This is a genomic window from Thermococcus sp., from assembly GCF_015521605.1.
Classification (GTDB): domain Archaea; phylum Methanobacteriota_B; class Thermococci; order Thermococcales; family Thermococcaceae; genus Thermococcus.
Window position 1 is genome coordinate 131,933 of the sequence record NZ_WANV01000041.1, and the last position, 12,672, is coordinate 144,604.

At 55.4% G+C, this 12,672-nt stretch carries 14 protein-coding genes; 6 read left to right on the top strand and 8 right to left on the bottom strand.

The features are described from left to right. Positions 1-13: 13 nt before the first annotated feature. The 4 genes from F7C11_RS11320 to F7C11_RS11335 are packed head-to-tail and all read right to left on the bottom strand — an operon-like array spanning position 14 to position 2,701. Positions 14-568, bottom strand: coding sequence for a DUF998 domain-containing protein (locus F7C11_RS11320; protein ID WP_297093485.1), 555 nt, complete (start codon positions 566-568; stop codon positions 14-16). A 9-nt stretch (positions 569-577) separates the two neighbouring features. After that, positions 578-1,720 carry a tRNA uracil 4-sulfurtransferase ThiI gene (gene thiI, locus F7C11_RS11325; protein ID WP_297093487.1) on the bottom strand — a complete coding sequence of 381 codons (1,143 nt, stop codon included), beginning with the start codon at positions 1,718-1,720 and terminating at the stop codon, positions 578-580. A gap of 4 nt (positions 1,721-1,724) precedes the next feature. Beyond that, entirely contained in the window at positions 1,725-2,051 is a 327-nt protein-coding gene (locus tag F7C11_RS11330) for a hypothetical protein (protein ID WP_297093488.1), read from the bottom strand. 41 nt (positions 2,052-2,092) lie between these two features. Continuing rightward, positions 2,093-2,701 (bottom strand): nitroreductase family protein, encoded by a 609-nt coding sequence (locus F7C11_RS11335; RefSeq protein ID WP_297093490.1) that lies wholly within the window; start codon positions 2,699-2,701, stop codon positions 2,093-2,095. A gap of 94 nt (positions 2,702-2,795) precedes the next feature. Here F7C11_RS11335 and F7C11_RS11340 point away from each other — a divergent pair, with 94 nt between their 5' ends. The 3 genes from F7C11_RS11340 (at position 2,796) to F7C11_RS11350 (ending at position 6,362) form a co-directional block, all read left to right on the top strand. After that, a complete protein-coding gene (locus F7C11_RS11340) occupies positions 2,796-3,509 on the top strand; it encodes an aspartate/glutamate racemase family protein (RefSeq protein ID WP_297093493.1) in 714 nt (237 codons plus the stop codon). A 90-nt stretch (positions 3,510-3,599) separates the two neighbouring features. Continuing rightward, positions 3,600-4,979: an ADP-specific phosphofructokinase gene (pfkC, locus tag F7C11_RS11345; protein ID WP_297093494.1), complete on the top strand. Its 1,380-nt coding sequence runs from the start codon at positions 3,600-3,602 to the stop codon at positions 4,977-4,979. A gap of 66 nt (positions 4,980-5,045) precedes the next feature. Then, positions 5,046-6,362, top strand: coding sequence for an ATP-binding protein (locus F7C11_RS11350; protein ID WP_297093496.1), 1,317 nt, complete (start codon positions 5,046-5,048; stop codon positions 6,360-6,362). On the opposite strand, the gene xerA is transcribed toward F7C11_RS11350, so the two are convergent. From xerA to sfsA, 3 genes are read right to left on the bottom strand one after another with little or no spacing between them, the layout of a single operon-like run. Further along, entirely contained in the window at positions 6,313-7,155 is an 843-nt protein-coding gene (gene xerA / locus F7C11_RS11355; RefSeq protein WP_297093499.1) for a site-specific tyrosine recombinase/integron integrase, read from the bottom strand. The genes F7C11_RS11350 and xerA overlap by 50 nt on opposite strands. 1 nt (position 7,156) lies before the next feature. Beyond that, on the bottom strand, positions 7,157-8,056 hold the full coding sequence (locus tag F7C11_RS11360) for a toprim domain-containing protein (protein ID WP_297093543.1): 900 nt from the start codon (positions 8,054-8,056) through the stop codon (positions 7,157-7,159). Between the two features lie 49 nt (positions 8,057-8,105). Beyond that, positions 8,106-8,822, bottom strand: a complete 717-nt coding sequence (sfsA, locus tag F7C11_RS11365) for a DNA/RNA nuclease SfsA (RefSeq protein ID WP_297093500.1) — start codon at positions 8,820-8,822, stop codon at positions 8,106-8,108. A gap of 107 nt (positions 8,823-8,929) precedes the next feature. Here sfsA and F7C11_RS11370 point away from each other — a divergent pair, with 107 nt between their 5' ends. Both F7C11_RS11370 and F7C11_RS11375 read left to right on the top strand, forming a co-directional pair. Then, on the top strand, positions 8,930-9,976 hold the full coding sequence (locus tag F7C11_RS11370; RefSeq protein WP_297093502.1) for a M42 family metallopeptidase: 1,047 nt from the start codon (positions 8,930-8,932) through the stop codon (positions 9,974-9,976). Positions 9,977-10,054: 78 nt separating this feature from the next. Beyond that, positions 10,055-10,756, top strand: a complete 702-nt coding sequence (locus tag F7C11_RS11375) for a hypothetical protein (RefSeq protein ID WP_297093504.1) — start codon at positions 10,055-10,057, stop codon at positions 10,754-10,756. Here the strand turns inward: F7C11_RS11375 and F7C11_RS11380 are convergent. Further along, a complete protein-coding gene (locus F7C11_RS11380; protein ID WP_297093506.1) occupies positions 10,740-11,093 on the bottom strand; it encodes a hypothetical protein in 354 nt (117 codons plus the stop codon). The two genes, F7C11_RS11375 and F7C11_RS11380, sit on opposite strands and share 17 nt — an antisense overlap. A gap of 40 nt (positions 11,094-11,133) precedes the next feature. Between F7C11_RS11380 and F7C11_RS11385 the strand changes: the two genes are divergently transcribed. Next, positions 11,134-12,672 (top strand): DEAD/DEAH box helicase family protein (locus tag F7C11_RS11385; protein WP_297093508.1); only part of this gene is annotated, 1,539 nt, incomplete at its 3' end.

Here is a 12,672-nt window from a genome sequence, read left to right on the forward strand (position 1 = left end):
AGTTTTCCTCAACTCAGAGTTCCAGCCCCCTGAGCTGAAGCAGGCCGACGTAAACGAACCACGCCAGTATCGTCGCCGCCCCGATGAGTTCCGGAACCGCCAGTCCCCTGAAGATCCTCGCCTTGATGAGGTAGAGCATTACGCCGAAGGTAAGGACGGCCAGGATGGACCAGATGTAGCCCACGGAGACACCCGAACGGCCGAGTTTTATTCCGATGATGGCTATATCCGCCAGTGCGAGGACGTAGAAGAGTACTGCTGACGGTGCATGGGGCGCGTACTCCTCCGGAAAAACTCCCACGAGGAAAAGGAATACCATCGCGAGCGGCATCAGGTAGGACAGGCCGTTTCTAAAGGCACCCACCGCCGCGATAAAGCCCACAACCGCGAAGGCCATCAGGAAGCCGTTGAAGTAGTAGCTGACAGGGTTCTTTATCGACCCCATGTCGCTCAGGGCGTTTTCCCTGAAGGAGAACCAGGGGTTCTGGCTCACGACAACGAGCAGTCCCACCATAAAGATGAGGGGGAGGGAGAGGCCTATGTACGCGGACAGCTTGGTGAAGTCCATAAAACCACCTCAGCACTGCCTTTTCTTGGGCTCCTCTCCAAAGACCGCCATGTAAATCTTCCTGAACTCCTCCCAGGAGCCCCTTATTACCGGATGCTTCGGTATGAACGGAATCTCGTCCTCGGGAAGGGTCGATAGCTCAAAAGTGCCTATCTCCTTGGCGATTCTGACTATCTCCTCCTTGTCCATACCGATGAGTGGCCTGTAAATCGGCAAATCGGTCGCCTGGCTGACTATGTACATGTTCTCAAGGGTCTGCGAGGCAACCTGACCGAGGGAGTCTCCCATGACGATGCCCTTTGCCCCGAACTCCCGGGCTATTCTGTCGGCGTGCTTCACCATCATGTACTTGCAGAAGACGCAGGTGTACTTCTCCTTCTTCATCTCGCGCAGTTTTTCAATGATTTTCTCGCGGTTTTCGGGCTTGATGACTATCAGCTCGCCCTTTCCACCGTAGTGATACTTTTTGAGCTGGTTCCAGATTTTGCGAACCTTTTCGAGGGTCTGCTCGCCCATGTATATGTGGACTGGAATGACCTCAACGCCGCGCTTCATCATTAGGAAAGCCGCCACCGGTGAATCGATGCCGCCGCTGAGAAGAGCAACGACCTTACCCTGCGTTCCTATCGGAAGGCCGCCCCAGGCGCGGATTTTGTCGACGTAGACGTATGCTTTCCCCTCCAGCAGCTCGACGCCGACCTCGATGTCATAACTGTGCAGGTCAACCTCGCTCTCCTCGTTCTCAAGGATGTACTCCCCCACCTTCGCCTGAACCTCGGGGCTCTTGAGGGGGAACTCCTTGGTGATCCGCCTTGCGGTAACGCGAAACTTCGGCCTCTCAATGCCCAGCTCGCGCTTCTTCCTCCTGAAGAGCTTAAGCGCCGTCCGGTTGATCTTCTCCAGCTCGGCGTCGATCTCCATCGCCGGGGAGAGAGACACTATACCGAAGACCCTCCCGAGAACGTCGGTGGCCTCCCTCGCTTTGTTCGTCTTCACGAGGATTCTTCCATGCTTTGCCTCGACCTTCTTGAAGTCAACACCCTCGCTCACCAGTGCCTCGCGGATGTTGTTCATGAGGATGTTTTCGAACCATCTCCGGGTCTGCCTGGACTTCGTTCCTATCTCGCCGTATCTGACTATCACGACGTTCATGCTCTCACCCCAGTGCGTGAGGGAACTTGATGACTATCTCCACGTACTTCTGTATGACGATGTAGAGAACCACGGATATCAGGTAGGAGGAGAGCAAAATCAGCTCGTTCATCTCGAATATGTGGGCCGCTATGGCCTTCGCCCGGGGAGTAGCGTCCACTATGGCATGCATGTACTTTCTCTTGAGCCAGTGGTTTATCTGAATCGCCATGACAAGAAGGAGAACCCCAACCAGCCCCCACATCCTGCCAAGGGCCAGCATCAGGAACAACGTTGAGGCCATGATTATCCAGCCGCCGATGACGCCGAGCAGTATCACGAACTCTATCATCCTCCCACCAGTTGGAGTTGACGGGGAGGGAATAAAAACGTTTAGATGAACCGGGTGACTTCTTCGAAGGTCTTTTTCCTTTTCCGGGGCCTGGGTTCAGTACGTGGATATCCCACGGGGATAACCCCGACGAGGTAGTAGTTGTCATCGAGTCCCGCCAGCTCCCTGACCTCCCCCTCTATCCCCGGGAAATTGGTGACACCGATGTAGACCGTGCCGAGGCCGAGTTCAACCGCTTTCAGCATGAGGTTTTGAATCGCCATCGCCGCGCTTTCGACGCTCCATATGAATTCCAGCTCGTCGAACTCCCTTCCCTTGAGGAAGCGAACGCGCCTGTCGATAAAGACCGCGATGTAAACCGGCGCCCTGAACATGCCCTCCCCGTATATCCTCTCCCTGAGCTTCTCTATCTTCTCCTCGGACAGATTCACGGCGCGGTAGTAGGCCTCCATGCCCTTTGCTATAAGGGCATAAATCCTTTCCCTGGCCTCTTCGCCCTTAAAAACCACGAAGAACCAGTTCTCCAGCCCGCTCGCGGTCGGGGCCCTCACCGCCGCTTCGATAAGCGCCCTAACCTGCTCCTCCGAAACTTCCTTCTCCGAGAAGTATCTCACCGAGGTTCTTCCAGATATCGCATCCCCGAGCTCCACGTTATCACCCCTGAATTTTTCTCACGGCCATTAATCAGCCTTTCCGAAACCAAAGGTTTAAGAGAATTCCGGAGTAGTCCCAAGAGGTGAAAGCATGTACGGATGGAGAGGTAGGCTCGGGCTTATAGTCCCCTCATCCAACACCACTATGGAGATGGAGCTTCACGAGGCCCTTCCCGAGGGAGTCTCGCTCCACACCGCGAGGGTTCCGCTCAGGAACGTCACCGAGGAGGAGCTCGTAAAGATGAACACCCTCGCCGTCGAGGCGGCGAAGCTTCTGAGAGACGCCGGAGTGGAGATGATACTCTACGGATGCACCAGCGGGTCGTTCATCGGAGGAAAGGACTACGAGAAGGAGCTTGAGGCCAAGATAGAGGAGGAAGTTAACGTCCCGGTCGTCAGTACCAGCACGGCCGTTGTCGAGGCCCTCAAGATGCTCGACGCGAGGGACATACTCGTGATAACCCCCTACACCGACGAGATAAACCAGCGGGAGAGGGAGTTCCTGGAGGCGAACGAGTTCAACGTGCTCGACATAAGGGGGCTGGGGATAGAGGACAACACCCGTATTGGAAAGCTTGAACCCCACGAGGCCTACCGCCTCGCCAAGGCGAGCTTCATGGACGAGGCCGATGCCGTGTTCATCAGCTGCACCAACCTGAGAACCTTCGAGATAATCGAGCCCCTCGAAGAAGACCTCGGTATTCCCGTTGTTACGAGCAACCAGGCGTCTCTGTGGCTCGCCTTGAGAGAAATGGACGTCATGGAAAGGATTCCATGGCTTGGAAGGCTTTTCACCGAGTTCTGAGCCTTTAACATTTTTCTGTCTACCCGCTTCCGAAATCCTTTTAAGAATTCACCCGCATTTTCTAAAGGTTAGTCACTGAGGGTGATACAAATGAGGCTCCTTGATGAGGCCAGGGGGATTTCAGTGTACACCGCCTACAACACGAACGTGGACGCGATAACCTTTCTGAAGGGAGAGATAGTGGAGAGGCTCATAGACGAGTTCGGAGCTGAAGCGGTCAGGAAAAGGATGGACGACTACCCGAGGGAGATAAACGAGCCCCTGGACTTCGTTGCGAGACTGATCCACGCCCTCAAGACCGGCAAGCCCATGGCGGTTCCCCTCGTCAACGAGGAGCTCCACACATGGTTCGACTCCCACTTCAAATACGACGTTGAAAGGATGGGCGGCCAGGCCGGAATCATAGCCAACCTCCTCTCAAACCTGGATTTTAGGAAAGTGATAGTCTACACCCCCCACCTGGCCAAAAAGCAGGCCGAGATGTTCGTGGACAGGCCTAACCTCCTCTATCCGGTCGTCGAGGACGGCAGACTGACATTCAGACACCCCCGCGAGGCCTACAGGGAAGGCGACCCGATAAAGGTGAACCGCATCTTTGAATTCCGCGCTGGAACGACCTTCAGGCTCGGAAACGAGACGATACAGGTCCCCTTCTCGGGCAGATTCATCGTTTCAGCGAGATTCGAGAGCATAAGGATTTACACCGATCCCGAGCTGAAGCGGTTCCTACCTGAGATTGGCCTCCAGGTCGATGGGGCCATCCTTTCGGGATACCAGGGAATAAAGCTCCGCTATTCTGATGGAAAGGACGCGAACCACTACCTGCGGGAGGCCAAGAAGGACATACTCCTGCTCAAGCGTGAGAAGGACGTTAAGGTTCACCTGGAGTTCGCCTCGATACAGAACCGCGAGCTGAGGAAGAAGGTCATCTACAACCTCTTCCCACTGGTTGACAGCGTCGGCATGGACGAGGCGGAGATAGCCCACGTCCTCAACGCCCTCGGCTACTCCAAGCTCGCGGAGAGGATATTCACCTACAACCGCATAGAGGACACCGTGCTGGGCGGCAAAATCCTTGTTGACGAGATGAACCTTGAGGTGCTCCAGATACACACTATTTACTACATCATGTACATCACCCACTCGGACAACCCGCTGAGCGAGGAGGAGCTGAGGAGCAGTCTCGAACTCGCAACAACTCTGGCCGCTTCAAGGGCTTCCCTCGGCGACATAAAGAGCCCTGAAGACATAAAAGTGGGTATGGCGGTTCCGTACAACGAGTACGGCGAGTTCGTGAAGCTGCGCTTTGAGGAGGCAAAAAGGCGGCTGAGAACCCGGGAATACAAGGTCGTCATAATCCCGACGAGGCTTGTCAGGAATCCCGTCTCGACCGTCGGCCTGGGCGATACCATCTCGGCGGGAGCCTTCACGAGCTATTTGGCGATGTTGAGGCAGAAGGGGGAGCTTTGAACCTCCAATTTTTGGTACAGTATATCGTACCAAATCTTTATAAACTTTGGTACAGTATATCATACCATGAATCCAGAAGACATCAAACGCTACATTCGCCTCTTCCATGAGAGGGAGATTCCCAAAGTCATTGAGAGAGAAGTTAAGCCCTCCTTTGCTGAGGGGAGGACAACGGCAATAGTAGGACCCAGACGATCTGGAAAGACTTACCTTCTCTACTCTCTGATTGGTGAGGACAGGGAAAAATACGTCTATCTCAATTTCGAAAACCCCCTGCTCTTTGGAATAACCGGAAGGGACTTTCCAAAAATCCTCGATGCCTACTATGACCTCTACCCTGAGAACGTTGGAGAAGATATCGCCTTTCTCCTCGACGAGATTCAAAACGTTCCAGGCTGGGAGATTGGAGTGAGGTATTTAACGGATGAGGGCTTTAAAGTGGCTGTCACGGGCTCGTCTTCAAGACTTCTCTCGAAGGAAATTGCCACCCAGCTCAGGGGCCGTTCCCTAACCTACACGCTTCTCCCACTTTCCTTCCGGGAATTTTTAAGGTTTAAGGGGACTTGGATTGAGAGGAGGGATCTCTACGGCCGTGAGATTCATAGGATAAAGAAACTTCTCGATGAGTACCTACGGTTTGGGGGGTTTCCAGAGGTAGTTCTCCTCAAAGACAAAATCAGAATCCTTGAGGAGTACCTTTCGGTGATGATAACCAAGGACATCATCGAGAGGCATAGTATTCGAAACGTCGCTCTCATAGAAAGCGTCATCAGGCTACTCCTCTCAAGCTACGCCAAGTACACTTCCTACAGCTCCATACACGGCTTTTTGAAGTCAGAGTTCGGGACATCGAAGACAACCGTCCTCGAATACCTCAAGGCCCTTGGGGATTCTTTCTTCGTCTTCTTCCTGCCGAGGTACGCCCGTTCCGAGAAGGAATCGCAGAGAGCCCCAAAGAAGGTTTATCTCGTTGATACAGGCTTTTCACTGTTCTCACGCAAAGACGTTGCTAAGGACATGGAAAACGCAGTTTTCCTTGAGCTGATGAGACTCAAACACTACTTCAATCCCCTGCTTGATGTTTACTACTACGGCGGCTCTGGGGAGAAAGAGGTTGACTTTGTGCTCGTTGAGTCCGGGAGGGTTGTTGAGCTGATTCAGGTCACTCAGGATTTATCTGAGAGCAAGGACAGGGAAGTCTCAGCCCTCGTCGAGGCGGGGAGAAGATTGGGGTGTAAAAACCTGACGGTGGTAACGCTCGACGAAGAGGGGGATGTGGAAGCGGATTGGGGAAAGGTGAAGGTCGTTCCGCTGTGGAAGTTTCTGCTCGAAATCACTCCATCAGCCCCTCTATCAGCCTTGCCTTCTCCTGAGCCTTTCTGAGGTGCTCGACGGTGACTTTGGTGTAGATCTGCGTTGTCGAGAGGTTGGAGTGGCCGAGCAGCTCTTGAATCGCCCTTATATCGACGCCGTTTTCGAGCATGTGCGTCGCGAAGCTGTGGCGGAGCATGTGGGGTGTGACCTTGACTCCTGCCTTCTGGCCGTACTTCCTGAGGAGATACCATACGGTCTTGGTGGATATCCTGTCCTTTTCTCTGCGTCCCTCTTCAACGAGGAGGTACTCGCTGGAGTCCGTTCTCGTCTTAAGGTAGGATTTTATTGCCTCCATTAGAAAGCCCGGAACCGGGACGACCCTGTCCTTTGCACCCTTGCCCCCACGGATGACTATGAGCGAGCGCTCGAAGTCAACATCGGACCTCTTCAGGTTACACAGCTCACTTACCCTGAGGCCCGCGCCGTAGAGGAGGAGAACTATCAGCCTGTCGCGCCGTTTCGTCGGGGGGATGACGGAGAGAAGCCTCTTAACTTCCTCTCTCGTCAGGGCCTTGGGAAGACTCCTCGGCACCTTCGGCGGCTTGAGCTTTTCAGCTTCCTCATCGTAGCCCTCGAAGCGGAAGTAGGAGCGCAGTGCCTGAACGACCAGGTTTAGACTCTTGTTGGAGTAGCCCTCCTTCCTAAGCCTGGCGAGAAAGCGGAGGGCGGAGCGGGAGTTGAGCTTTCCGCCCCACTCAAGGTAGCGCCTCACGTAGTAGGAGTACATCCTAATCGTGTTCGAGCTCTTTCCCTCAAGGTCGAGGTACGTCTCGTACTCTTCCAGGGTCTCGTTTATGTCCATATCACAGCCCCTTTAGGAGTCCCTCAATGTCGTCGGGCTTTACCTCGGCGTTTTCAATGACCTCAGGTTCTCTCCGGGCTTCGGGCTCCGGGGGCTTCGGCGGCTCCTCAACGGGGGGCCTTGGCGGCTTGGGAGGCTCCTCTTTTATGGTCATGCTGAGGTAAACCGTCCTGAGGAGCTCGTCAACGAGGCCTTTGTCCTCGGCAAATATGTAGCCCTGTCCCACTATCACCCTGCCCGCCAGGCCGAGCTTCTCGACGGCCTTTCCAATGTACGCCTCATCTGGAACCGGCTCCGCTGGGAAGAGCGACTTCCAGGCTTCGTCAATCCTGTAAATGTTCCTTGAGCTCTCAAGGAGCGCCTTAAGGCCTTCGTTCTCCTCCTTGAGCTTTTCGTTTTCCTCTCTCAGCTCCTCGCATGCCTTAGCAACCGCCTCGTACTCCTCCTTGAGCTTCCTGTACTCCTCCCCCAGGCCGTCGTAGCGACCTTTGAGGTCAAGGAGCTGGTTTCTGAGCGCCATATACTCGGGGAGTATCTGAAGGCTCTTGAGGCCGGCGCGGACGAGGGTGTTCTTAAGCTCCTTCCTGACGAGTTCGACGTCAACGTGCTCCAGATCGTGGCCGAGGGGAAGCTTCATCCTTTCAACGTGGCCAACCATCTCCCCCAGCTCGTTGAAGAGCCTCTCTGCCAGATCCCTGCCAACGCGGTCGGCGTCGGTCGCTATGATGAGGAGGTCTGCCCCAGCGGCGGCGCTCTTCGCTATCTCGACATTAGTTGTCGGGATTATGGATGAGATCGTTATGTTGTATTCGCTTCCTAAAGCGAGGCCCTGAAGGGCTTTGCTTACAACTTCCACGTCACTCGCACCTTCAACCAGAATTCTAACATCGACTATGGCCATTCCCATCACCTCACGGGGTCGTTACCCCTGTAGAACTAGGACGGCTCCTTTAAAAATCCTCCTCCAGCTCGATGTACAGGCTCGGCCTTTCAAGGACAACCCTCCCATCGGCAAGGAGGGACAGGCTCAGTGCGTGGATTTCAACTCCGGCCTTTTCAGCCTCGGCGAGCAGTTTCGCTATCTCGGGGTCACCCCGTCTGTAGGGCCGGAACTTCTCAACGCCCGGCATGGCCCCGATGAAGAATATCATGGCGTTCTTCCCAGCCTTCGAGAGTCCTATCAGCTCCATGATGTGCTTCCGTCCCCTGACGCTCGGGCAGTCCGGGTACATTGCGTACTCACCGTTATCTCCGCCGCGCAGGACGGCGCTCTTCATTTCGGCGTACACCTCGCCCCAGGGACACTCGAAGAGATAATCCAGGCGGGATTTTCCGACGGTGATTTCCTTCCTCTTTATCCTGCAGTTCCTGAGCCAGGGGATCAGACCTAACTCCAATGCCCTCTCAAAGGCCTTAGCCTGGGTTCGCGTGTCTATCACCGCTCCCCTTCCATTCAGGTCCTCAAAGGCCACCAGAACGAAATCCGTCTTTCCACCGCTCCTGGGCGTACAGAATGCCCTCCTGCCCGGGATCATAAACTCCTCCAAGCGGCCGGTGTTGGTCACCAGAGCTCTCCTCTCCTCACCATCAACCTCCACCAGCGCCACGAAGCGGTTGAGCCTTCTGAGGAATGTGCAGGGCACGGTCTTAAGTCTGAGCAACTCCATGTGGAAAAATTCGCCCGGGGACTAAAAAGCCTTTGGGCGGCACCTAAAACCTTAAATATCCCGGCCATGACCATTTAGATGGAAATCTAAACGAAAGGGGTGATGGTATGGTGGACTACGAGCTTCTCAAGAAGATAGTTGAGGCTCCCGGTGTTTCCGGGTACGAGTTCCTTGGCGTTAGAGACGTTGTTGTGGAGGCGTTCAAGCCCTACGTTGACGAGATCAAGGTTGACAAGCTCGGCAACGTCATAGCCCACAGAAAGGGCAAGGGCCCGAAGGTCATGCTGGCCGCGCACATGGATCAGATCGGCCTCATGGTGACCCACATCGAAAAGAATGGATTCCTTCGCGTTGCACCGGTTGGAGGGGTTGACCCGAGGACTTTGATAGCCCAGCGCTTCAAGGTCTGGATAGGCCCGAACGAGTTCATCTACGGTGTCGGTGGCTCCGTTCCGCCCCACATCCAGAAGCCGGAGCAGAGAAACAAGGCCCCGACCTGGGAGCAGGTCTTCATAGACATAGGTGCTGAGAGCAAGGAAGAGGCCGAGGAGATGGGCGTCAAGGTCGGCACGATAATCACATGGGACGGAAGGCTTGAGCGCCTTGGAAAGCACCGCCTGGTTAGCATAGCCTTCGACGACAGGATAGCCGTTTACACCCTCGTCAAGGCCGCCCAGGAGCTTGAGGAGACCGATGCGGACATATACTTCGTTGCCACCGTCCAGGAGGAGGTCGGCCTGAGGGGCGCCAGGGTTTCCGCCTTCGGCATCGACCCAGACTACGGCTTCGCCATCGACGTCACCATAGCGGCCGACGTCCCGGGAACGCCCGAGCACAAGCAGGTCACCCAGCTCGGTAAGGGAACCGCGATAAAGATAATGGACCGCTCCGTCATCTGCCACCCGACCATCGTCCGCTGGATGGAGGAGCTGGCAAAGAAGCACGAGATACCGTACCAGTGGGACATCCTCCTCGGCGGCGGAACCGATGCCGGTGCGATACACCTCAACAAGGCCGGCGTCCCAACCGGGGCGATAAGCGTTCCAGCCCGCTACATCCACTCCAACGCTGAGGTGGTCGACGAGCGCGACGTCGATGCAGGCGTCAAGCTGATGGTCAAGGTCCTTGAGGAAATACCCGAGTTCAGGCTCTGACTCCCCCTCTTTTCTTCCGCCAAATTTAAAAACCAGTTTGAGTACTCCACGGGGGACGAGTGAACAAGGGTGCCCCTCATGGAATCAGAAGTGGCAGAAGTGCCTTTCTCGGGCCGCTGGGAATCCATGGTAGCGATTGCCGCAAATCCGGGCGAGCTGTTTCCATCGTTTCCGTACCGGGCCAGGCTCGTAAGGGAGGGCGATAGAACCCTCGTCAGCCTGTCGGTCAGGAGGTTCCTCATGAAGTTCGACTTTGAGGGAGTTCTTGAGTTCACCTTCGGCGAGCCCTTCGTGACCTACGTCATGAAGGGAAGGAAAGGCCTTCTCATACTCTCCTTCGCGGCGGAGGAGGGCACTCTCCTGGCCAGGGCGTCAGCAGATATAGACGGCGAACGGAGGTTGAGGAAAAAGCTGCGCTTCCTCGCCGCAGAGTCCGGCAAAACTCTGGCCAGGATGGCCGAGAGCTATGAAGCCGCGGCGCCAAAGATCATCGGCTCTCCCACGGATTTCGTTGTTCAGGACTTTGACCCGTCCCTTCTGCCCCACATAATCAGGTACGTGAGGCTGAAACTTAGAAAGTCCTCGTTCACGCTCGTTGGCAACAACGGAAGAGAGAGGTTCTCGGTAAAGATAAGAGACGACGTGGTTGAGAGGGTCGAGCACGAGGGGCCCACCGGAAGCGCCATAATAGAGGTGGAAAAGAGCGTTCTGGATGTTACTGAGGAGGACTTCCTCGGCATCGAAGCCGGGGGGAAGTATGAAATCAGAGTTCCCCGGTAGCGGGTTCAGCCGCCTCGTCGTCTTGCAGCTCTTCCTCGGAGAACTCCCCGGGGTTCGTGTTCTCCTCGTTCAAAGCAACCGGCAGGACAGACTTGAGTGGAACCTCCGCCTTCCGTTCAAGCTCCTTCTCAAACCTTTTCCACTCGTACCAGAAGAACAGTGCCCCCACGATAATTCCAAATACTGCAAACGGCCATTTTGGCGGCAGGGGCAGCCCGCGGTGCCACGTATGAAGCAGGAAGTTCTGATAGAAGAACAGGTACGCAAGCCAGGCTATTATAACCGCCTCCACCGAGTATTCAATGAGTCTCTGGTCCTTCTCGTCCACACCGCTCACCTGGGGAAAAGTTAAAAGCGAGCCGTTAAAACTCTTTCCCATGAGCGAGACCAGTGAAGGGTTCGAGTACTTTCCCTACGAGGGCCTAAGACCCCATCAGCGGGAGTTCATAGAGCTCGTCTTGGAGGCCGTTAAAAACGGGGAAAATGCTATAATCGAAGCCCCCACAGGCTTTGGAAAGACAGTGAGCGTTTTGGCTGGAATCCTGCCCTACGCCAGGGAGATGGGCTACAAGGTTCTCTATCTGGCCAGAACCCACAGGCAGATGGACAGAGTCATCGAAGAGCTGAAGGCGATAAACAGGAAGAACCCCGTCTCGGGGGTCGAGCTGAGGAGCAGGAAGGACCTCTGCCTTCACACCTACCTCACCCAGTTCACGAGCGACGCCTACACTGCCATGGTTGTCTGCAAGAACCTCAAGAAGCTCGGCAAATGCGAGTTCTATGAGAACGAGAAGAAGAAAAAGACGGAGTTTGACGAACTGGTGAAGTTCTTCCTGGGCGAGCCGAGCCATCCGGCGAAGATGCTGAGCTACGCGGAGACTCTGGAGCTGTGCCCCTACGATTTAACCAGGAGGGTAGCGGAGAGGGCGGACGTCATAGTTGCCAGCTACCTGTACCTGCTCAGCCCCACCATCAGGGAGAACTTCATAAGCTCCCTCGACGTTGACTACTCCGACCTGATAGTGGTCTTTGACGAGGCCCATAACCTGCCGGATCAGGCGATTTCGGCCTTAAGCGACCGGATAAGCATACACACCGTGAACAGGGCAATAAAGGAGGCTGACGAGTATAACGAGCACGAGATAGCCAACTTCCTCAGCATCTTTGCCAGGGGGCTGGAGATACTCTACGACGAAAGGCTCAAGGACAGGGATGTTCAGGAGACTCCAATCCAGCCTGAGCTGGTCTTTGCACACGTCATTGACATCCTGAACCTCGACACCCGGGGGCTCGTCCGGATACTCAATGACATGGTGGCGGTCGGTGACGCGATAAGGGAGGACAGGATAGAGAAGGGCAAACCGCCCCGCTCGTACATAGGCAGAATCGGGGAGTTCCTTCTCTTCTGGCTCTCGCTCATTGGACGGGAGGACTATCTCTTCCTCATGAGCAGGGACAGGGGGCTGAGTCTTGAGCTCGTGGCGTTGGATCCCTCGAAAGCGCTGAGCTTTATCAGAAACGTCCAGAGCGCTGTCTTCATGTCCGGAACACTAACCCCGATGGAGGCCTTTCGCGACGTCATGGGCATCGAAAACGCCCGGATGAAGAAGTTCCCGAGGATGGTAAGGCGGGAAAACGCCCAGGTTTTGGTTGCAAGGGACGTCTCAACGAGGGGCGACGAGCGTTCACTGGCAGTTTACCGGCGCATGGTGGATTACATCGTCGAGGCGGCCAAGCTCATACCGAAGAACGTCGGAGTATTCAGTGCTTCATACGAGGTTCTTCAGGGACTTCTCTCGGCAAACCTCCAGGTTCGCCTTGAGGAGACCGGGAAGGCCATATTCATTGAGAAGCAGGGAGTCAGCTCCGCCGAGAACGATGCGATGATAGCGAGCTTCAAGGCCCACTCCAAGGGG

Coding starts and splice junctions, on each gene's coding strand:
- F7C11_RS11350 (WP_297093496.1), top strand. CDS start 5,046: ATGAATCCAGAAGACATCAAACGCTACATTCGCCTCTTCCATGAGAGG.
- F7C11_RS11360 (WP_297093543.1), bottom strand. CDS start 8,056: ATGGCCATAGTCGATGTTAGAATTCTGGTTGAAGGTGCGAGTGACGTG.
- F7C11_RS11375 (WP_297093504.1), top strand. CDS start 10,055: ATGGAATCAGAAGTGGCAGAAGTGCCTTTCTCGGGCCGCTGGGAATCC.
- xerA (WP_297093499.1), bottom strand. CDS start 7,155: ATGGACATAAACGAGACCCTGGAAGAGTACGAGACGTACCTCGACCTT.
- sfsA (WP_297093500.1), bottom strand. CDS start 8,822: ATGGAGTTGCTCAGACTTAAGACCGTGCCCTGCACATTCCTCAGAAGG.
- F7C11_RS11330 (WP_297093488.1), bottom strand. CDS start 2,051: ATGATAGAGTTCGTGATACTGCTCGGCGTCATCGGCGGCTGGATAATC.
- F7C11_RS11320 (WP_297093485.1), bottom strand. CDS start 568: ATGGACTTCACCAAGCTGTCCGCGTACATAGGCCTCTCCCTCCCCCTC.
- thiI (WP_297093487.1), bottom strand. CDS start 1,720: ATGAACGTCGTGATAGTCAGATACGGCGAGATAGGAACGAAGTCCAGG.
- F7C11_RS11340 (WP_297093493.1), top strand. CDS start 2,796: ATGTACGGATGGAGAGGTAGGCTCGGGCTTATAGTCCCCTCATCCAAC.
- pfkC (WP_297093494.1), top strand. CDS start 3,600: ATGAGGCTCCTTGATGAGGCCAGGGGGATTTCAGTGTACACCGCCTAC.
- F7C11_RS11370 (WP_297093502.1), top strand. CDS start 8,930: ATGGTGGACTACGAGCTTCTCAAGAAGATAGTTGAGGCTCCCGGTGTT.